Origin of the sequence: Streptomyces sp. NPDC059679, from assembly GCF_042734105.1 — a bacterium.
In the GTDB taxonomy this organism is placed as follows: domain Bacteria; phylum Actinomycetota; class Actinomycetes; order Streptomycetales; family Streptomycetaceae; genus Streptomyces.
In genome coordinates, this window is the sequence record NZ_JBHWES010000005.1 from 36,930 (window position 1) to 55,299 (window position 18,370).

The window sequence follows — 18,370 nt, forward strand, 5'->3', positions numbered from 1 at the left end:
TCCACTGTCCGCAGGCAACGACGAGTTCGGAGAGGGCCGATGGAGCTGATGGGGGAGGCGGACCGGCCGGTGGCCGGTCCGTACCGGCTGGTGGCCGAGCTGGGCCGGGGCGGCATGGGGCGGGTGCTGCTCGGTGTCGCGCCGGACGGGCGCCTGGTCGCGGTCAAGGTGGTGCGCTCGCAGTTCGTGGAGGACGACGGGTTCCGTACGCGCTTCCGCCGCGAGGTGGAGGCGTCCCGCAAGGTGTCCGGCGCGTACACGGCCGCGGTGGTCGACGCGGACGCGGGTGCGCCGCTGCCGTGGCTGGCCTCGGTGTTCGTACCGGGCCCGCCGTTGGATGAAGTCGTGGAAACCGTCGCCCCGTTGCCGCCCGAGGCCCTGTCGGACGTCAACTCGCGGCAGTCCTTCTCGGACGCCCTTATCTTCAGCCCCGACAACAAACTCCTGGCCGTCTCCCTAGACTACTACCTGGCCCTCTGGAAGCTCACGTAACGGGTTCCCGGTCCTGAGGGGCCGGGCTTTCAGCCTCGATGGTTGAGGGCCGCCGTTACCAGCACCAGCCAACAAAGCACGTTGGAGGTGACCGAAGTTGGCTACGTTCCGCGTAGGCGAGAAGACCCACCAAGCTGTCCTTCACCAGCAGCTTGCTCTGGAACTCGACCCAGCAGACAACCCCGGGAACAGGGACGAAACGGGGGCCGAGCGCCGTGAGGCAACCGGCGCGGAACATGTGCGAGGTGAGATCCCCGCCGCCTCACCTGGCGGCGGGGGCGTCACCCCCAACCAGCCGGGTGGGGAGAAGCCGCGTGAGCGGCACCCTTTTGTATTCGTGCTCGACAAGCACGGCCAACCATTACAGCCCTGCACACCCGCCAGGGCCCGCAAGCTCCTCAAGAAGGGACGGGCCGTCGTCCACCGGCACACCCCGTTCGCCATCCGCCTCAAGGACCGCACCCTCGCCGAATCCGAAGTCGACAGGGTAGAGCTGGGGGTCGACCCCGGCAGCAAACACACCGGTATCGCCGTCTTCACCGCCCAGGCGGGAGAACGCAGGGGACGGTACGCGGTCCAGCTCGACCACCGGGGCGCGGTCATCCGGAAGAAGATGGGGCAGCGCGCCGCCTACCGGCGCCGTCGCCGCACCTCGAACCTGCGCCATCGCGCCCCGCGCTTCAACAACCGCACCCGCCCCGACGGCTGGCTCGCCCCCTCCCTCCAGCACCGGGTCGCCACCACCGTCTCGTGGGTGACGCGCCTCTCGCGCTGGGCGCCGGTCCGCGCCGTGCACGTGGAGCGGGTCGCGTTCGACACCCACGCCATCAGCGCAGGCAGACCACTGGAAGGAACCGAATACCAGCACGGCACCCTCCACGGCACCGAGATCCGCGAATACCTCCTGGCCAAGTTCGGCCGGACCTGCGTCTACTGCGGCATCACCGGAGTGCCGCTCAACATCGACCACATCCACCCCCGCAGCCAGGGCGGCAGCGACCGCATCACCAACGTCGTCACCGCCTGCATCCCCTGCAACGAAACCAAATCCAACAGGCCCGTCGAGGAATTCGTGCACAACAAGGCCAAGCTCACCAAGATCTTGAGCCAGGTCAAAGCCCCGCTGCGGGATGCGGCAGCCGTGCAGTCCACCCGCTGGGCACTGTGGCGCGCCCTCGACCAGATGCTGCCCACCCACATCGCCTCCGGCGGCCGCACGAAATGGAACCGCACCCGCTGCGGACTCCCGAAGTCCCACACCCTCGACGCCCTCAACGTGGGCAAACTCGAGGCGGTCACCGAAACCGTCACCACCATGCTGGTCGCTGGATGCTCGGGGCGCGGACAGCACCAGCGCACCAGCCCCGACCGGCACGGCTTCCCCCGCCGCACCAGCCCCCGCATCAAGACCGTGCACGGCTACGCCACCGGCGACCTCGTGACCGCTTCGGTCCCCAAGGGCAAGTACACCGGTACCCACACCGGCCGCGTCATGGTCCGCACCACCGGCAAGTTCGACATCCGCACCCCCCACGGCCTCGCCGCAGGAATCCGACACATCCACATCCGCCTCCTCCAGCGAGGCGACGGCTACACCTACACCCACCAACCAGAACAGGCCCATGCATAAGCGCACGCCAGAGCAATCCAAAGATGCGAGGCACCCCATAAGTGAACGCATGGGGTGCCTCGCAAGATCACGCTGACCCGACTGACCCCTACCAGCACGGCGGTGACGCCGTGCTGCCGCGCACCACCAGCCGGGTCGGGACCAGCGTGGTGCCGGGTCCCGCCACGTCCTCCCCGTCCTCCCGCATCTGCCGCAGCACCCCCTCGACACAGCGCCGCCCCACCTCGGCGAAGTCCTGGTGGACGGTGGTCAGGGGCGGCAGGAAGGAGCCGGCCTCGGGGATGTCGTCGAAGCCGATGACGCTGATGTCCTCGGGCACCCTCCGGCCGCGTTCGTGCAGGGCCCGCAGCAGGCCGAGCGCCATCTGGTCGTTGGCGGCGAACACCGCCGTGCAGTCGGCCTCATCGGCGAGGCGTAGTCCGGCCTGGTAGCCGGACTCCGCGGACCAGTCGCCCCGGACCAGGGGCGGTGGCGGACACCCCGCGTCGGTGAGGGTGACGCGCCATGCGTCGGTGCGGCGCTGCGCGGCGAAGGACTCCTGGGGGCCGGCCAGGTGCCACACCGTGCGGTGGCCGAGGTCGAGGAGGTGGCGTACGGCGGCGCGGGTGCCGCCGGCCTGGTCGGTGTCGACGACGCTGTAGCGGTCGCCCGCGTCCGAATCGGCCACGACGACCTGGACGTTGGGCGGCAGTGAGACGGTGGCGGCGTCGAGGAGATGCACTTCCATGATGACGATGACGGCGTCGACGGCGAGCTCCCCGAGCCGGGAGAAGGCGCCGCGCACCTCGTCCTGGGTGGGGACCGCGACGGGCAGGAGCGTCACGGCGTAGCCCTCGTGGGCCGCGGAGGTGGCGATCGCCTCGAGGGTGCGTACGTTGCCGGTGGTGGCGAGGGAGAAGGTGATGACGCCGATGGTGCGGAACTCGCCGCGTTTGAGCGCCCGGGCGGCGCTGTTGGGCCGGTAGCCCAGCTCCTTCATCGCCGCGAGCACCTGCTGCCGGGTCTCTTCGGTCACCCCCGAGTAGCCGTTGGAGACCCGGGAGACCGTCTGAGAGGAGACACCGGCCAGGCGGGCGACGTCCGCCATGGAAGCGCGCTGGACCCGCCGGTCGGCGCGCGTGGTCCCGGCCCCCGCCCCAGCCCCGGCCCGGATCTGCGGTGTACTCGCCGATCCACTGTCCGTTGTGTCCACCCTTGCCCCCTTTCATCCGCAGTGTTGCGGAATCGTCGTACGACGACCCTTGACCGTCGACATTCGGGCAGTGTAGACATGCCGCCACCAGATGTTTACGTAAACATAACACCCGTCAAGGGCTTTTCCAGGGCGTGGTGTTTGCGTAAACATTGCGTGGGCGCCGGGCCTCCGGGCTCCGAGAGGGATGAACGAGGATCGACATGACGACGCTGCAACCGCCGGCGGCCGTGGACCGCACGGCACGGGCTTCGCTGAAACGGGACCGACGGTCCTGGACGGGGTGGGGGTTCGTCGGCCCCTTCGTGGCGGTCTTCGCCCTGGTCTTCCTGGCTCCCATCGGGTATTCGATCTACCTCAGCCTCTTCCAGGACAAGCTGATCGGCGGCAACACCTTCGTCGGTCTTGACAACTACCAGCAGGCGCTCCAGGACGATCAGTTCTGGTCCGGAGTGACCCGGGTGGGGCTGTTCCTGGCGGTCCAGGTGCCGATCATGCTGGGCATCGCCCTGCTGGTCGCGCTCGCGCTGGACAGCGGGCGGCTGTACGGCAAGGACTTCTTCCGGATCTCGATCTTCCTGCCGTATGCGGTGCCCGCCGTCGTGGCCACGCTGATGTGGGCCTTCATGTACGGCACCCGCTTCGGCCTGGTGGGGGACATCAACGACACCTTCGGTGTCTCGCTGCCCGATCCGCTTTCGCCCGATCTGATCCTGGCGTCGATCGGCAACATCGTCACCTGGGAGTTCGTCGGCTACAACATGCTGATCTTCTACTCGGCGCTGCGGGTGATCCCGCACTCCCTGTACGAGGCCGCGGAGATCGACGGCGCCGGACAGCTCCGCGTCATCACCGCCATCAAGCTCCCCGCGATCCGCGGCGCCCTCGTCATCGCGACGATCTTCTCGATCATCGGCAGCTTCCAGCTGTTCAACGAGCCGAGCGTCCTCAGGCCCCTGGCACTGAACGCGGTCACCACGGACTACACCCCGAACTACTACACGTACACGCTGTCCTTCAGGGGCCAGCAGTACAACTACTCCGCGACGGTCGCCATCGTCATGGGGCTGATCACGATGGTCGTCGCCTATGTCGTCCAGCTGCGCGGTATGCGCAAGGGAGCGTGAACCATGAGCAGCCCCGCCACCACCGCTTCCAAGCCCACGCCCGTACGGGCCGGATCCTCCGGCCACGCGCCCCGGCTGCGCACCCCGCGCAAGGCCGCCGGAAGGCGCCGCCCCCGCCGCAGTGTGCTGCTGACCGTGCTGACCGGTCTGGTCCTGGTGTACTCCCTGGTGCCGCTGATATGGCTGGTCATCAGCTCCACCAAGACCCAGGAAGGGCTGGCCGACTCCTCCGGGCTGTGGTTCGCCGACCACTTCGCCCTGTGGGACAACGTCCGTGAGACCTTCACCTACAACGACGGGGTCTTCGTCCGCTGGCTGCTGAACACCCTGCTGTATGTGGGGCTCGGCGCCGGTGGCGCCACCTTCCTCGCGGTCCTGGGCGGCTATGCCCTGGCGAAGTTCACCTTCCCCGGCAAACGCGCCGTGTTCGCCGTCGTCATCGGGGCCGTCGCCGTACCGACCACCGCGCTGGCGGTCCCCACCTTCCTGATGTTCAGCAAGATGGGGCTGACCGACACCCCCTGGGCGGTGATCATCCCCTCGCTCGTCTCGCCCTTCGGTCTGTATCTGATGTGGGTCTTCGCCACCGAGGCCATTCCCACCGAGCTGCTGGAGGCCGCCCGCATCGACGGCGCGAGCGAGCTACGGACCTTCTTCCGGGTAAGCCTGCCGCTGCTGGCACCGGGCATCGTGACCGTGCTGCTGTTCACGATGGTCGCGACCTGGAACAACTACTTCCTGCCGCTGATCATGCTCAAGGACCCGGACTGGTATCCGCTGACCGTGGGGCTGAACAGCTGGAACGCCCAGGCCCAGACGGCCGGTGGCGATGTCGTTTTCAATCTGGTGATCACCGGCTCGCTGATCACCATCCTCCCCCTGATCGTCGCCTTCCTGCTGCTGCAGAAGTACTGGCAGTCCGGACTCGCCGCCGGAAGCGTCAAGGAATAACCCTCACCCCACCACGAAGAAGTGGAAGCACCATGCCCAAGAACACGCGCCGCCTGCTGCGCGGCATCGGCCTCGTCTGCGCCCTCGCCCTGGGAGCGACCGCCTGTGGCGGCTCCGACGACGGCGGCTCCAGCGACAAGAAGGTGTCCGCCGGGGACATCCAGGCGGCCCTGAAGAAGGGTGGCTCCATCACCGTCTGGGCGTGGGAGCCCACGCTCAAGCAGGTCGTCAAGGACTTCGAGAAGGAACACCCCAAGGTCCACGTCAACCTCGTCAACGCGGGCACCAACAAGGACCAGTACACCGCCCTGCAGAACGCCATAGCGGCGAAGAAGGGCGTCCCGGACGTCGCGCAGATCGAGTACTACGCGCTCGGCCAGTTCGCGCTGACCAAGTCGCTGGACAATCTGTCCGGCTTCGGCGCCGACAAGCTCTCCAAGGCCTACTCGCCCGGCCCGTGGAACTCGGTGAAGTCCGGCGACAAGATCTACGCCCTCCCCATGGACTCCGGTCCGATGGCGCTGTTCTACAACAAGAAGGTCTTCGACAAGTACAAGGTCGCGGTGCCCACCACCTGGGACGAGTACGTCGACGCGGCGCGCAAGCTGCACAAGGCCGACCCGAAGGTCTACATCACCAGCGACATCGGCGAGGCGGGTATGACCACCAGCCTGCTGTGGCAGGCCGGTTCGCGCCCGTACAAGGTCGAGGACAACGGCACCAAGGTGAAGATCAACTTCTCCGACAAGGGCGCCGCCACCTACACCAAGACCTGGCAGACGCTCATCGACGAGAAGCTTCTCGCGCCCGTCAACGGCTGGACCGACGACTGGTACAAGGGGCTGGGCAACGGCGACATCGCCACCCTGACCACTGGCGCCTGGATGCCCGCCAACTTCGTCTCCGGTGTGAAGAACGCCTCCGGTGACTGGCGCGTGGCCCCGCTGCCGCAGTGGACCAAGGGCGACAAGACCACCGCGGAGAACGGCGGCAGCTCGCTGGCCCTGCCCTCGGCGGGCAAGAACAAGGAGCTCGCCTACGCCTTCGTCGAGTACGCGAACGCCGGCAAGGGCGTGCAGACCCGGCTCAAGGGCGGCGCCTTCCCGGCGACCACGGCGGACCTCCAGTCCGACGCGTTCCAGAACACCGAGTTCCCGTACTTCGGCGGGCAGAAGGCCAACAAGATCTTCGCCGAGTCGGCCGCGAACGTCGGCAGCGGCTGGTCGTACCTGCCCTACCAGGTGTACGCCAACTCGATCTTCAACGACAGCGTCGGCAAGGCCTATGTCTCGAACACCCCGCTGACCAAGGGGCTGAAGGCCTGGCAGGACGCCTCCGTCAAGTACGGCAAGGAGCAGGGCTTCACGGTCTCCGAGTAAGGCCCTGCGGCAGGCCTTACGGCAGCAGGGAACGCGATGCCGCGGTCCCTGCTGCCGTACGCCCTGAGCATCACCGGCACCACGGCACCACCGGCACCACGGCACCACCAGCACTACGGCACCACCAGCTCCACCGGCACCACCAGCACCAACGCCGCGCCGCCCCGTGCGGTACACCGGAAGGACCACCATGATCTCCACCCTCCTCTCCCGGCTGCCGCACGGGTCGGACGGTGACCCCGCCTCCCCCCGCCTGGTCTTCGGCGCCGACTACAACCCCGAGCAGTGGCCGCGCGAGGTGTGGGAGGAGGACGTACGGCTGATGCGCCAGGCCGGCGTCAACGCCGTCTCCGTGGCGATCTTCTCCTGGGCCCGTATCCAGCCGACCCCGGACCGGTGGGACTTCGGATGGCTCGACGAGGTCATGGACCTTCTGCACGCGGGCGGCATCGGGGTCGACCTGGCCACCGCCACCGCGTCCCCGCCGCCCTGGCTCACCACCGCGCACCCGGAGATCCTGCCAGTCACCGCCTCCGGTGAGACGGTGTGGCCGGGGGCGCGCCAGCACTGGCGCCCCACCTCACCGGTCTTCCGCGAGCACGCGCTGCGCCTGGTGACCGAGATGGCCCGGCGCTACGCCGACCACCCCGCCCTGGTGGCCTGGCATGTGTCCAACGAGCTGGGCTGCCACAACATCTACGACTACTCCGACGACGCCGCCCGCGCCTTCCGCGACTGGCTGCGGGCACGCTACGGGACCCTGGACGCCCTCAACCACGCCTGGGGCACCGCCTTCTGGTCCCAGCGCTACAGCGACTGGGCGCAGATCCTGCCGCCCCGGCTGGCCGCGTCCCACCCCAACCCCACCCAGCAGCTCGACTTCAAGCGCTTCTCCTCCGACGCGCTGAAGGAGTATCTGCGCGCCGAGCGGGACATCCTGCGCGAGATCACCCCGGGCGTGCCCGTCACCACCAACTTCATGGTGATGGGCGAGACCAAGGGGATGAACTACCCCGACTGGGCCGACGAGATCGACTTTGTCTCCAACGACCACTACGTGCTCCCCGGCCCCCAGGACCGCGACGAGCTGTCCTTCTCCGCCAACCTCACCAGCGGCATCGCGGGCGGGCGCCCGTGGTTCCTCATGGAGCACTCCACCAGCGCGGTCAACTGGCAGCCCATCAACGTGGCCAAGCGCCCGGGCGACCTGGCGCGTGACTCCCTGCTGCACGTCGCGCACGGCGCCGACGCGGTCTGCTTCTTCCAGTGGCGGCAGTCGGCCGCCGGGGCCGAGAAGTACCACTCGGCGATGGTGCCGCACGCCGGGGCCGACAGCGATGTCTTCCGCGCGGTGACCGAGCTGGGCGCCACCCTTCAGGCGCTGGCGTCGGTCGCCGGGGCCGAACGCGAGCGGGCGCGGGTCGGGATCGTATACGACTGGGACTCGTGGTGGGCCAGCGAGCAGGACTCCCACCCCAGCTCCCGGCTCAACTACCGCCAGGAGGCCCTTGACTGGTACTCCGCCCTTCTCGCGCTGGGCATCCGCGCCGATGTCATCACCACCCGGGCCGACCTCGACGAGTACCGGCTGCTGATCGCTCCCGTACTGCATGTGGTGCCCCAGGCCCTGGCCAAGAAGCTCACGCGGTACGTCGAGACGGGCGGCCACCTGGTCACCACGTACTTCTCCGGCGTCGTCGACGAGAACGACCACGTCTGGCTGGGCGGCTACCCCGGGGCCCTGCGCGAACTGCTGGGCATCCGCATCGAGGAGTTCGGCCCGCTGCTCGCCGAGGACACCGTCGAACTGGACGGTCTGGACGGTGGGGACGGTGCGGAAACCCCGGCCACCGGCACCCTGTGGACCGACCAGATCACCGTCACCGACCCCGAGGTGCGCACCCTCGCCCACTACCGCTCCGGCACCTACGCCGGCCGCCCCGCCATCACCCGTCGCGCGGCGGGCCAGGGCTCGGCCGCGTATGTCTCCACCCGACTGGGCCCCGACGGGCTCGCCCGCCTTCTGCCGGGCCTGCTGAAGGGCGCCGGAGTCCACAGCGAACTGGCCGCCGAGGTGCGCGGGCGCGTCGAGCTGGCGGTGCGCCGCACCGCCGACGCCCGTTACCTCTTCCTCGTCAACCGCACCGACGAGCAGGTGAGCCTGCCCGGCCTCACCGGGGAGCCGCTGACCGGCGGCGCCACGGCGGCCGACGGCTCGCTCACCCTGCGGCCGCGGGAGGTCGCCGTGGTGCGACAGCCCGCCTCCTGACACACCGTTCCTAGCCCTGTTGGCCAGTGTTGGCCAAACCAGCATATTCCGGGCCAGACGAGAGGCGCCTGGTGCCGGGTGCACCCCGAACGGTTCTGGGTGCGGGGAGCAGCACGAGCTGGTCACTTCGGCTCCGGCAGGTCTTACCGCCTCCGTGGGGCGTGCCTGTGGTCCTGGGCGGGCTCGTGGTCCCACGCGGCCTGGGTACGGATGCGGTCTGGCCGGTAGCTCTCCGCTGTCCGATCCTCCGGTCGGGAGCGGTCACACCTGGCCGACGCCGGATCCGTTGTCCCAGGCCGCGTCTGCCGATCGCCACCGCGGCCGCGTGATGCCGGGTGACAGTGGTCGTCGACTGATCGTTGAGGGGTACTTGCCAGTGCTGGGCGCCCCACCGGGAGGTGTAGGCCGGGTCCACGGCGACCACCACCAGCCCCTGGTGGCAGGCCATACCGCGCAGCCGTTCCCGAAACTGGGCGGTCGGGATACCGGCCACCGTGCGCCGGAAAGCCTTGCCACACCGGCCGCGTCCCATCGTCTCCCGGCCTGTCTGCCTGGCGTCGGTGAAGCCCAGGTTCTCGACCACGATCCCGGTGCAGCCGTGTGCCCTGGCGATCTTGATCAGCGAGGTGACGGCGGCCCGCAGTCTGCCGTCCCGCCGGGAGGCAGGGCCGGTCAACTCCAGTGGCACCGTGACAGGTTCGCCGACCGGGTTACCGTGCGGGTCGAGTACGTACGCTGCGAGATGGTCGGCGTTCAGGTCGACCCCGAGCATGCGCCGGCCCGCCGCCCGGATCTCCTGCGGCGACGACAGCATGCTCTTCGCCGCCGACCACGAGGCGTCGAGGTACCAGCGGCCGCGCACCGGATCGCGCACGATGTCGTAGCGGACGGCCCAGCCGGTAGCGGCCACGCGGTGCGTTCGCCGCCTGAGCGGTTCGGGCAGCACGATCGTCACGCTGCCATCTGCCGGATCCACCGTGATGGTGTAGTTGCCGTGCGGGGCCCCGGACTCGCCGTCCGCGGTGAGGAACAGCCGGGCGCATCCCACCGCTCGCGCCATCCCTCGGCCGTGAGATGGGCCTGGTCCAGGTGGTGCCGCAGCTTCGCCAGACGACGCCCGCCCACGACCACAGACGGCCGCCCTTTGGCGATGCGCCGCTCGACCACGGCAAGGCGGAATTTCAGTGCCTGGAGGCGGCGCTGTTTCTGGAAACGTTCGCTCCGGTCCTGGTAGCCGCGCACCCGGCCCGTGCGCTGACCGCACGGCACCGTGAGGCGGTGGGCAATCTTCTTGATGGAGCGACGCAGTCCGGCTCGCTCGTCGAACAGGCAGCGCATGCTGAGCTGATATTGGTCTTCGCTGGCCCGGGTCATCGCTCCCGCCCAGCGCGAGGCCGACACGCCGGTCAGCTTCTTCTTCCGCCCGGCCCGCCGGTTGTCCTTCACCGGAACCAGGCCGATCGCAACGCGCTCAGCAAGATCCGCCCGCCGATGACGGCCCAGGTGCTGCCCCACCAAGGTGAGGACCTTCTCGTCCGCGCCATCGACACGCAGCCGGTCCCGAATCCGCGCACCTGAGGGCGCGGCCACAGTGAACGGCGGCGCGATCGCACGCAACACACGTTTCCCCCCACGCTGACGCACCACCGACCTCCCCTTCTCCCCCGAGGTGCCACGAACTCAGGTGCCACCACCGATCATGCGTTCCCAGCACACACAGAACTCTGGAAACCGCCCCCATTCACCCTGACGAGGGACATGTCGGCCAGCCACGACCAACGACCGAATCAACAGCTGCCGACCCGGCGGACGGCAAGTGCCTCGCCGTCCGTAACGGCGCCGCCGTCCTGGAACCCGACCAGGGCGACCGCGACGACGCCACCCAGTGGATCATGTCGACGACCGGCGATGGCACCTGGACCCTCGTCAACGCCGCCACCGGCAGGCTGTTGGAGGTCTCCGGCCAGGCCACGCAGGACGGGGCCACCGTCTCCACCTGGCAGCCGAACTCCGGCGCCAACCAGCGCTGGAAGGTGACCGACGTGAGCTGACCGGCGCCCCCGTCAGGGCGGGTCGATGTCGTAGCCCCCGGCAGCCTCGATGAGCCACAACAGCGCCCCCCGGCCACCGTACGGATGGCCGTCCACGCCCACCCGTACCCAGCCGGTGGTCGTTGTTGTGGTGCCGACGTCCCAGAAGCGCCAGCTGCGGGAGTCGGCCAGCCCTTCGGGCTCGAAGAGGGCGAGCCAGTCGGCGAGCCGCCAGTCCGCCGTGGCGGCGGAGATCGCCTCGGTCTGCCGCTGACGGTGCGTCAGGCTGCGCCACCGGGCCAGCCAGGTGGCGGGATCCGCCCGCTCCGGCGGGGGCGGGGGCTCGGGGGCGCAGCGCTGGACGAACCACTCGGGGAGGAGGGTCGGCCACTCGTCGTCGGCCGGCCACTCCCCGGCGGGGGCCGCGGCGTGTTCGAGGACGGTGCGCAGCACGTCCCGGATCAGCTCGGCCGTGGCCCAGGGATCCTGGGAGGTGTACGTGGCCCTCAGCTCGAGGAGCGGGTTGACCGTGTCGGGGTGCGGGCCGTGCCCGGCCCTGAGCAGCTCCGCCGTCCACGAGGTCGGGTCAAGCCCCTCGTACAGCAGTTGGCGGGTGCGGTGGGGGAGGGCGGCCGTGGCCGCGTCGGTCAGGGCGAGCAGATCGGCGCGCTGTTCGGTCGTGGTGTCGAGGGGCGCCACCCCGCGCCCGCGCCCCGGCCTCGGATGCAGCCCGTGGGCCAGGGCCGTGATGTCCGCGACCACGCGGGCGGACAGCCGGGGGTCGGGGTCGGCGGCCAGTGGCAGGAGCGTACGCAGCCGGGACACCGGGTCGGGCTCGGACAGCAGCCGGTGGCCGGCGCGGCGTACGGCCGCACGGGAGTCGGTGAGCAGCGCGGCGGCCAGGCCGGGCGGCAGCTTTGCGGTGTGCGGGCGCAGTGCGGTGACGGCTTGGCGGATCACCTTGGCCGAGGGGTCGCGCAGCAGGGGGATGACACGGTCGACCGGTGCGGCGCCGAAAGTCCGCAGCGCGTGCAGCGCATGGGCGCGGATCGGGGCCTGTGGGTGGTCGAGCAGGGGGAGAAGCAGCGGGGCGTCGGCGGCACTTCCGGTTTCGGCGAGCCCGTCGACGGCCCCGGCCGGCGGCTGGGGAGCGCTCACCGCCGCACGGTAGTGGGCCAGTGGGTCGGCGCCGGTGCGGCGGGCGGCATCCCGCGCCACGGCCCGGACCAGGCCCGCCGGGTCGTCCAGCGCCGCCGTGGCCTCGTCCGGGTGTCCCGTGCGGATCAGCCCGGTCAGGGCGGTGGCCCGCACCTCTCGATGGCGCGCGGCGGCCAACCGCCGCAGCAGATCGGCCCGGTCGGTCCAGACCGCCTCGCGGGCGGCCGCCTCGGCCGCCCGGGTCCGTATCCGCACATCGGTGTCGCCCTCCGCCAGGGAGACCAGCGCCCGGAGGGGGAGGCGGCCCGTCGCGCCCGCCACCTCGAGCGCGAACCGCCGCTGGTCGGGCAGCGGTGAGGTGAGCAGCCCGGCCAACAGGGCCGCTCCGGGCGCGGACAGCAGCGCGGCGAGAACCTGTCGGCGGGCGAAGTCGCCGCGCCGGCGGCGGTCGGCCAGCAGCGCGGTCGGCGCGGCGGCCGGGACTAACCGCGCCGGGTCCCGCGACAGCAGGTCGGTCAGGCCCGCCCGGGCCCGCTCGCGCACCTGACGGACCCAGTCGCCGGTGCGCAGCACCAGGAAGGGCATGAGCTCGGGGCCCGGCCGGTCCACGATCCGGCGGACCGCGCGCTCACGGACCCGCCCGTCGCTGTGCGAGCAGGCGAACGCGAGCGTCACGGGGCGGTCGTACTCCGGTGGCGTGGGTGTCGCCCCCGGGTGCCCGGAGTTGGACCACTCCCCGCGCAACTGCGACCATCGCACCTGCCCGTCAAGCCGCAGGACGACGCCCGGCCGCTCGCCGAGCATGCGCAGCGCCGCCGTGGCGTCGGCGGCGTCGCCGGTCGCGTCGAGGTGCGTCAGGGCGTCGACCAGGTCGTCGATGGTGCCCTCCTTGACCTCGGAGATGCTGGACAGCACGGCCTGGAAGCGCTCCAGGGGAGCCGGATGCGTCGAGGAGCTGCTGGTCACCGGGCCATGGTGCCTGATCGGCGGGGCCGGCGCCGATCGATTTCCTCCGGCGGCCGTACCGGCGCCGCCCCATGAACGCCTGGGGCGGATGTGGTTCATGGGGCCGCACGGAAGTCGGGTGACGGGGGCTGTTGTCCCGACGCCTGTCTGATGACCCGCGCGGCCACCCCGTGGCACGGTGTGAGACATGGCCCACGACTACCCGTTCGACTCCGAACTCGCCGCGGCCGTCGCCCTGATCCCCCCGGTCGACCTCTCCGACCTGGCCGCCGCGCGGGCCGGGCAGGCGCGGGAGGTGGCCGGGCGGCTCGCGGCCGTGGACAGCACCGGGGTGGAGGTCGGACAGACGGTGGCGCCCGGGCGGGAGGGCGCGCCGGACGTGGCGCTGCGTACGTACCGGCCGGTGGACGCCGCCGGGCCGCTGCCGGCCGTCTACAGCATCCACGGTGGTGGTTTCATGCTGGGCTCGCCGGACGTGGACCACGCCTTCAACCTGCGGCTGTGCCGTGATCTTGACGCCGTGGTGGTGTCACCGGACTACCGGCTGGCGCCCGAACACCCCTTCCCCGCCGGTCTCGAGGACTGTTACGCCGGGCTGTGCCTGCTGGCGAAGGGCGATGCTGGGCTGGAGGTGGCGGCCGACCGGATCGCGGTACTCGGCGACAGCTCCGGGGCGGGCATGGCCACCGCGCTGACGATGCTCGCTCACGCCCGCGGTGGCCCCGGGATCCGCTTCCAGGTCCTGTTCAGCCCCGCGCTCGACGACCGGCTGGACACGCCGAGCGCGCGGGCCTTCACCGACACGCCCGTATGGACCCGCGAACTCGCCCGGCAGAGCTGGGAGGCGTATCTGGGGGCCGGGGTGCCCGGTGCGGGGGATGTGTCGCCGTACGCGGCCCCCGCCCGGGCGGGTGTGGCCGGGCTGCGGGGGCTGCCGCCCGCCTACGTCGCGGTGATGGAGTTCGACCCGCTGCGCGACGAGGGCATCGACTACGCACGCGCCCTGCTGGCCGCCGGTGTCCGCACCGAACTCCACCTCTTCCCGGGCACCTTCCACGGCGCGGTGGCCGTGGAGTACGCCGGGGTGGTGCGGCGGATGAGCGACGAGACGGTCGCCGTTCTGCGGCGCGCGCTGGGCCGATGAGAGCCCGCCTTCAGTTTGGCCGCGCCGCCAATCGCCTTGCATATAGCGCGAGTTGGGCGTGGAAGCGGTGTTCGGGGTCGCGTAGCCGCCAGCCCAGTGCCGCCTCGACATGGGCCAGCCGGGCGGCCACGGAGCTGTGGTGCAGATGCAGTTCCGCGGCGGCCTGGCGCAGCGAGCCGGTACGGCAGAAGGCGGCCAGCGCGGCGATGGTCAGGTCCCCGTTCGGCTGGGCGGCCAACGCGTCCAACTGCCGTGCCTCGGGCAGCGCGGCCAGCCGCTCCGCCGGGATGTCGGCCAGCAGTGCGACCGGGCCGAGCGCGTCATGGTCGGCCACCGCCTCCCGCGGGCTGCCCGCCACCGCGAACCGCAGCGCCGTGCACGCCTGTGCCCAGGAGTCGCGGGCCGCCAGCGCGGGGACCAGGCCGCCGACGCCGACCCGCAGCCGGCGGGCGGCGTCGCGCGCCACATCCGGGCCGAGGCGTGGGTCGGCCACCGCGGCGCGCAGCGCCGGGGCGGGCGAGCCGGCCGCCGGGTCCGGGGGTTGCACCAGGACCGTGCCCCATGGGCCGGTCCGGGTGACCCGGACGACGGCCGCAAGCCCCGCGCGGCCGAGCAGCGCGACCGCGTCCAGGCCCGCGTCGACGGCCGGGGCGCCACGCACCGCCACCATCCGCAGCGGCAGTTCGGGGGCCAGGCCCAGCAGCCGCAGCGCGCGGGCGCGGTCATGGTCGGACTCGCGCCCGGACAGCACCAGCTCCATCAGCGCGGGATCGGCCGCGTCGGGCGCACCGGGCTGCCCGGGCGTACGAGGGGCGAGCGGGGCACAGGGCGTAGGGCCGCCGCACAAGGTCCGGGCCGCGATGGCCATCCATTCGAGGATCAGCTCGTCGAACGGGCCCGGCGGCCCCGGCCGCTCCAGCCACACCCGCCCGGACGGGCCGAGCTCCGCGCCCTGGGACACCGCCTCCGGCTCACCCGGGAGGGCGGCGCCGCCCGGCCCGAACCGGGCCGTGCGGCCGTCGGGCAGCTCCAGGCCCGCCGCGCACTCCGCGAGCCCCGCGGTGGACCGGGCCAGCGATATCGCATCGAGGGCGCCGCTGCCCAGCAGCGCCTCGAAGTGGGCGATCACGCGAACCGCGGTGGCGGCATCCGCGTCGAGCGCCGAGAGCCGCAGCAGCAAGCCCTTCACAGCCACCAGTCTAGAAAGGACAGGGACATGACCAACAGCCCCGCGCCAGCCGGAACCGACATGGCCGGAAGGCGGCGCAGAACACCCAGGTCGGTGCTCGCGGCGTTACTCGGCGGCATCCTGCCGCTGCTCGCGTCGCTGCTCCTGCTGACACCGACCCCCGCGGCCGCCGCCTCGCTCACCGAGGTGACCGGATTCGGCAACAACCCGAGCAACCTCAGGATGTACCAGTACGTGCCGAACAACGTCGCGGCGCGGCCCGCGGTCCTCGTCGCGGTGCACTACTGCACGGGCTCGGGCCCCGCGTTCTACTCAGGCACCGAGTTCGCCTCGCTGGCCGACCGCTACGGCTTCATCGTCATCTACCCGTCCGCCACCCGCAGCGGCTCCTGCTTCGACGTCTCCTCGCCGCAGGCGCTGCGGCACGACGGGGGCAGCGACCCGGTGGGCATCGTGTCGATGGTCCGCTACGTCCTCCAGCACAACAACGCCGACCCCAGCCGGGTCTATGTCACCGGAGCCTCCTCGGGCGCCATGATGACCAACGTCCTGCTCGGCGACTACCCGGACGTGTTCAAGGCGGGCGCGGCGTTCTCCGGCGTGCCCTTCGGCTGCTTCGCCACCACGGACGGATCCGGCTGGAACACCGCCTGCGCCAACGGCACGATCACCAAGACGGCGCAGCAGTGGGGCGATCTGGCCCGCGGCGCCTACCCCGGATACACCGGCGCCCGGCCGAGGATGCAGCTGTGGCACGGCACCACGGACACCACCCTGCGCTATCCGAACTTCGGTGAGGAGATCAAGCAGTGGACGAACGTCCTCGGGGCGAGCCAGACACCCGCGAGCACGGACAGTCCGCAGACCAACTGGACCCGTACCCGCTACGGCGCCACCGGTGACCGGGCCCCGGTCGAGGCCATCAGCATCCAGGGCACGGGACACACCCTCCCGCAAGCGGGCATGGCCGCCCGGGCCATCACCTTCTTCGGCCTGAACAGTTAGAACTGGTCGCGCGGCGGCGCGGGACGCACCAGACCGGACTGGTACGCGATGACGACCAGCTGGGCGCGGTCCCGCGCCCCGAGCTTGTTCATGGCCCGCTGGACATGCGTGCGTACGGTCAGCGGGCTGACGAAAAGCACCTCGGCGATCTCGGCGTTGGACCTCCCTTCCGCCGCCAGCGCCATCACCTCCCGCTCGCGGGCGGTGAGCGAGGCCAGGAGTTCGCTCGGCGCCAGTGGGCCCTCGGGGTCGGGGGCGGCGAGAAAGCGGGTGATCAGGGCGCGGGTGGCCACTGGGGAGAGCAGGGAGTCGCCGGAGGCCACGGTGCGGATGCCGGAGAGCAGTTCATCGGCGTTCACGTCCTTGCCGAGGAAGCCGCTCGCGCCCGCGCGCAGCGCCCGGGCCACGTATTCGTCGGTCTCGAAGGTGGTGAGGATGAGCACACGGGTGGCGGACAGCTCCGGGTCGGCGCAGATCGCGGCGGTCGCGGCCAGGCCGTCGGTGCCGGGCATACGGATGTCCATGACGACGACGTCCGGGGCGTGTGCGCTGGTCAGCTCGGCCGCCTCCGCGCCGTCGGCGGCCTCCGCCACCACCTCCATGTCCTCGCACGAGTCGATCAGGATCCGGAAGGTGGCCCGCAGCAGGGTCTGGTCGTCGGCGAGCAGGACGCGGATGGTCATGTCACCATGGTGAGCCATCCGATGTAGGAACGGCCTCAGGGCCGTCCGTGACCCCCGCACGGACGGCCCTTCCCTTCCTGGCCCCGGCCCCTCCTGGCCCCGGCCCTTCCTGGCCCCGGCCCCGACGGCTCCCGATCCCCCTCAGCCGTTCCCGCCGCCGAAGGCCGCGTCGAAGGATGCCACCGGCGGGTCGAAGTCGTACGCCTTCAGCCGCTTCAGCGCCTCCGGCGCGCCCTGGAGCCGGTCCATCCCGGCGTCCTCCCACTCCACCGACACCGGCCCGTCGTATCCGATGGAGCGCAGCATCCGGAACACGTCCTCCCACGGCACATCCCCGTGTCCGGCCGAGACGAAGTCCCAGCCGCGCCGCGGGTCGCCCCAGGGCAGATGCGAGCCGAGCCGCCCGTTGCGGCCGTCCAGCCGCTTCCGCGCCTCCTTGCAGTCCACGTGGTAGATCCGGTCCCGGAAGTCCCACAGGAAACCGACCGGGTCCAGGTCCTGCCAGACGAAATGGCTGGGGTCGAAGTTGAGCCCGAAGGCGGGGCGGTGGCCGACCGCTTCGAGCGCGCGGTGGGTGGTCCAGTAGTCGTACGCGATCTCGCTCGGGTGCACCTCGTGGGCGAAGCGCACGCCCTCCGCGTCGAACACGTCCAGGATCGGGTTCCAGCGCTCGGCGAAGTCCTCGTAGCCGCGCTCGATCATATGCGGCGGCACCGGCGGGAACATCGCCACCAGATGCCAGATGGAGGACCCGGTGAAGCCGATGACGGTACGGACCCCGAAGGCGGCCGCGGCCCGCGCGGTGTCCGCCAGCTCGGCCGCCGCCCGCTGCCGCACCCCCTCCGGGTCGCCGTCGCCCCAGATCCGGCCCGGCACGATGGCCTGGTGGCGCTCGTCGATGGGGGAGTCGCATACGGCCTGGCCGACCAGGTGGTTGGAGATGGCCCAGCACTGGAGCCCGTACTTCTCCAGCAGCTGCCGCCGCCCGTCCAGATAGCCGGGCTCGGAGAGCGCCCGGTCCACCTCGAAGTGGTCGCCCCAGCAGGCGAGTTCGAGTCCGTCGTAGCCGAAGTCGCGGGCCAGCCGGCAGACCTCCTCGAGCGGCAGATCGGCCCACTGTCCGGTGAAGAGTGTGAATTGTCGGGGCATCCGGAG

16 protein-coding genes and 1 pseudogene are annotated in these 18,370 nt (G+C 71.1%); 10 read left to right on the forward strand and 7 right to left on the reverse strand.

Features of this window, described 5'->3' with window-relative positions:
• Window positions 1–39 precede the first annotated feature (39 nt).
• Both ACFV2X_RS08165 and iscB read left to right on the forward strand, forming a co-directional pair.
• Window positions 40–492, forward strand: a complete 453-nt coding sequence (locus ACFV2X_RS08165) for a hypothetical protein (protein WP_385612983.1) — start codon at window positions 40–42, stop codon at window positions 490–492.
• A gap of 337 nt (window positions 493–829) precedes the next feature.
• Window positions 830–2,122 carry an RNA-guided endonuclease IscB gene (gene iscB / locus ACFV2X_RS08170; RefSeq protein WP_385612987.1) on the forward strand — a complete coding sequence of 431 codons (1,293 nt, stop codon included), beginning with the start codon at window positions 830–832 and terminating at the stop codon, window positions 2,120–2,122.
• 88 nt (window positions 2,123–2,210) lie between these two features.
• On the opposite strand, the gene ACFV2X_RS08175 is transcribed toward iscB, so the two are convergent.
• Window positions 2,211–3,209 carry a LacI family DNA-binding transcriptional regulator gene (locus tag ACFV2X_RS08175; protein ID WP_385613464.1) on the reverse strand — a complete coding sequence of 333 codons (999 nt, stop codon included), beginning with the start codon at window positions 3,207–3,209 and terminating at the stop codon, window positions 2,211–2,213.
• A 308-nt stretch (window positions 3,210–3,517) separates the two neighbouring features.
• Here ACFV2X_RS08175 and ACFV2X_RS08180 point away from each other — a divergent pair, with 308 nt between their 5' ends.
• From ACFV2X_RS08180 to ACFV2X_RS08200, 5 genes are read left to right on the forward strand one after another with little or no spacing between them, the layout of a single operon-like run.
• A complete protein-coding gene (locus ACFV2X_RS08180) occupies window positions 3,518–4,441 on the forward strand; it encodes a carbohydrate ABC transporter permease (protein ID WP_385612990.1) in 924 nt (307 codons plus the stop codon).
• A gap of 3 nt (window positions 4,442–4,444) precedes the next feature.
• Window positions 4,445–5,392, forward strand: a complete 948-nt coding sequence (locus tag ACFV2X_RS08185; protein ID WP_385612993.1) for a carbohydrate ABC transporter permease — start codon at window positions 4,445–4,447, stop codon at window positions 5,390–5,392.
• A 32-nt stretch (window positions 5,393–5,424) separates the two neighbouring features.
• Complete coding sequence (locus ACFV2X_RS08190; RefSeq protein WP_385612996.1) at window positions 5,425–6,771, forward strand: ABC transporter substrate-binding protein; 1,347 nt, start codon at window positions 5,425–5,427, stop codon at window positions 6,769–6,771.
• Window positions 6,772–6,807: 36 nt separating this feature from the next.
• On the forward strand, window positions 6,808–7,008 hold the full coding sequence (locus ACFV2X_RS08195) for a hypothetical protein (RefSeq protein WP_385612999.1): 201 nt from the start codon (window positions 6,808–6,810) through the stop codon (window positions 7,006–7,008).
• Entirely contained in the window at window positions 6,962–9,040 is a 2,079-nt protein-coding gene (locus ACFV2X_RS08200) for a beta-galactosidase (protein WP_385613002.1), read from the forward strand. Before ACFV2X_RS08195 ends, ACFV2X_RS08200 begins: the two co-directional genes overlap by 47 nt.
• 10 nt (window positions 9,041–9,050) lie before the next feature.
• On the opposite strand, the gene ACFV2X_RS08205 is transcribed toward ACFV2X_RS08200, so the two are convergent.
• Window positions 9,051–10,100, reverse strand: coding sequence for a hypothetical protein (locus tag ACFV2X_RS08205; protein WP_385613004.1), 1,050 nt, complete (start codon window positions 10,098–10,100; stop codon window positions 9,051–9,053).
• The gene (locus ACFV2X_RS08210; RefSeq protein WP_385613006.1) at window positions 9,992–10,660 is read right to left on the reverse strand and encodes a hypothetical protein; all 669 of its coding nucleotides are present in this window, start codon (window positions 10,658–10,660) and stop codon (window positions 9,992–9,994) included. Before ACFV2X_RS08210 ends, ACFV2X_RS08205 begins: the two co-directional genes overlap by 109 nt.
• 179 nt (window positions 10,661–10,839) lie before the next feature.
• Between ACFV2X_RS08210 and ACFV2X_RS08215 the strand changes: the two are divergent.
• Window positions 10,840–11,091: pseudogene (locus ACFV2X_RS08215) on the forward strand (RICIN domain-containing protein); the annotation flags it as partial.
• A gap of 12 nt (window positions 11,092–11,103) precedes the next feature.
• Here the strand turns inward: ACFV2X_RS08215 and ACFV2X_RS08220 are convergent.
• On the reverse strand, window positions 11,104–13,194 hold the full coding sequence (locus ACFV2X_RS08220; protein WP_385613008.1) for a hypothetical protein: 2,091 nt from the start codon (window positions 13,192–13,194) through the stop codon (window positions 11,104–11,106).
• A 187-nt stretch (window positions 13,195–13,381) separates the two neighbouring features.
• Between ACFV2X_RS08220 and ACFV2X_RS08225 the strand changes: the two genes are divergently transcribed.
• Window positions 13,382–14,338, forward strand: coding sequence for an alpha/beta hydrolase (locus tag ACFV2X_RS08225; protein ID WP_385613011.1), 957 nt, complete (start codon window positions 13,382–13,384; stop codon window positions 14,336–14,338).
• A gap of 10 nt (window positions 14,339–14,348) precedes the next feature.
• Here the strand turns inward: ACFV2X_RS08225 and ACFV2X_RS08230 are convergent, their stop codons facing one another.
• The gene (locus tag ACFV2X_RS08230; protein ID WP_385613014.1) at window positions 14,349–15,527 is read right to left on the reverse strand and encodes a PucR family transcriptional regulator; all 1,179 of its coding nucleotides are present in this window, start codon (window positions 15,525–15,527) and stop codon (window positions 14,349–14,351) included.
• Window positions 15,528–15,554: 27 nt separating this feature from the next.
• On the opposite strand from ACFV2X_RS08230, the gene ACFV2X_RS08235 reads away from it, so the two are divergent.
• A complete protein-coding gene (locus ACFV2X_RS08235) occupies window positions 15,555–16,532 on the forward strand; it encodes an alpha/beta hydrolase family esterase (RefSeq protein ID WP_385613016.1) in 978 nt (325 codons plus the stop codon).
• On the opposite strand, the gene ACFV2X_RS08240 is transcribed toward ACFV2X_RS08235, so the two are convergent.
• Together ACFV2X_RS08240 and ACFV2X_RS08245 are read right to left on the reverse strand one after the other, a co-directional pair.
• Window positions 16,529–17,215 carry a response regulator gene (locus tag ACFV2X_RS08240; RefSeq protein WP_385613019.1) on the reverse strand — a complete coding sequence of 229 codons (687 nt, stop codon included), beginning with the start codon at window positions 17,213–17,215 and terminating at the stop codon, window positions 16,529–16,531. The genes ACFV2X_RS08235 and ACFV2X_RS08240 overlap by 4 nt on opposite strands.
• A gap of 141 nt (window positions 17,216–17,356) precedes the next feature.
• A complete protein-coding gene (locus ACFV2X_RS08245; protein ID WP_385613022.1) occupies window positions 17,357–18,364 on the reverse strand; it encodes a sugar phosphate isomerase/epimerase family protein in 1,008 nt (335 codons plus the stop codon).
• Window positions 18,365–18,370 lie beyond the last annotated feature (6 nt).

Excerpts from the sequence above, each read along its gene's own strand:
- ACFV2X_RS08245 (WP_385613022.1), bottom strand. The coding sequence starts at position 18,364 with ATGCCCCGACAATTCACACTCTTCACCGGACAGTGGGCCGATCTGCCG.
- ACFV2X_RS08240 (WP_385613019.1), bottom strand. The coding sequence starts at position 17,215 with ATGACCATCCGCGTCCTGCTCGCCGACGACCAGACCCTGCTGCGGGCC.
- ACFV2X_RS08200 (WP_385613002.1), top strand. The coding sequence starts at position 6,962 with ATGATCTCCACCCTCCTCTCCCGGCTGCCGCACGGGTCGGACGGTGAC.
- ACFV2X_RS08195 (WP_385612999.1), top strand. The coding sequence starts at position 6,808 with ATGCCGCGGTCCCTGCTGCCGTACGCCCTGAGCATCACCGGCACCACG.
- ACFV2X_RS08235 (WP_385613016.1), top strand. The coding sequence starts at position 15,555 with ATGACCAACAGCCCCGCGCCAGCCGGAACCGACATGGCCGGAAGGCGG.
- ACFV2X_RS08165 (WP_385612983.1), top strand. The coding sequence starts at position 40 with ATGGAGCTGATGGGGGAGGCGGACCGGCCGGTGGCCGGTCCGTACCGG.
- ACFV2X_RS08185 (WP_385612993.1), top strand. The coding sequence starts at position 4,445 with ATGAGCAGCCCCGCCACCACCGCTTCCAAGCCCACGCCCGTACGGGCC.
- ACFV2X_RS08205 (WP_385613004.1), bottom strand. The coding sequence starts at position 10,100 with ATGGCGCGAGCGGTGGGATGCGCCCGGCTGTTCCTCACCGCGGACGGC.
- ACFV2X_RS08175 (WP_385613464.1), bottom strand. The coding sequence starts at position 3,209 with ATGGCGGACGTCGCCCGCCTGGCCGGTGTCTCCTCTCAGACGGTCTCC.
- ACFV2X_RS08225 (WP_385613011.1), top strand. The coding sequence starts at position 13,382 with ATGGCCCACGACTACCCGTTCGACTCCGAACTCGCCGCGGCCGTCGCC.
- ACFV2X_RS08190 (WP_385612996.1), top strand. The coding sequence starts at position 5,425 with ATGCCCAAGAACACGCGCCGCCTGCTGCGCGGCATCGGCCTCGTCTGC.
- ACFV2X_RS08180 (WP_385612990.1), top strand. The coding sequence starts at position 3,518 with ATGACGACGCTGCAACCGCCGGCGGCCGTGGACCGCACGGCACGGGCT.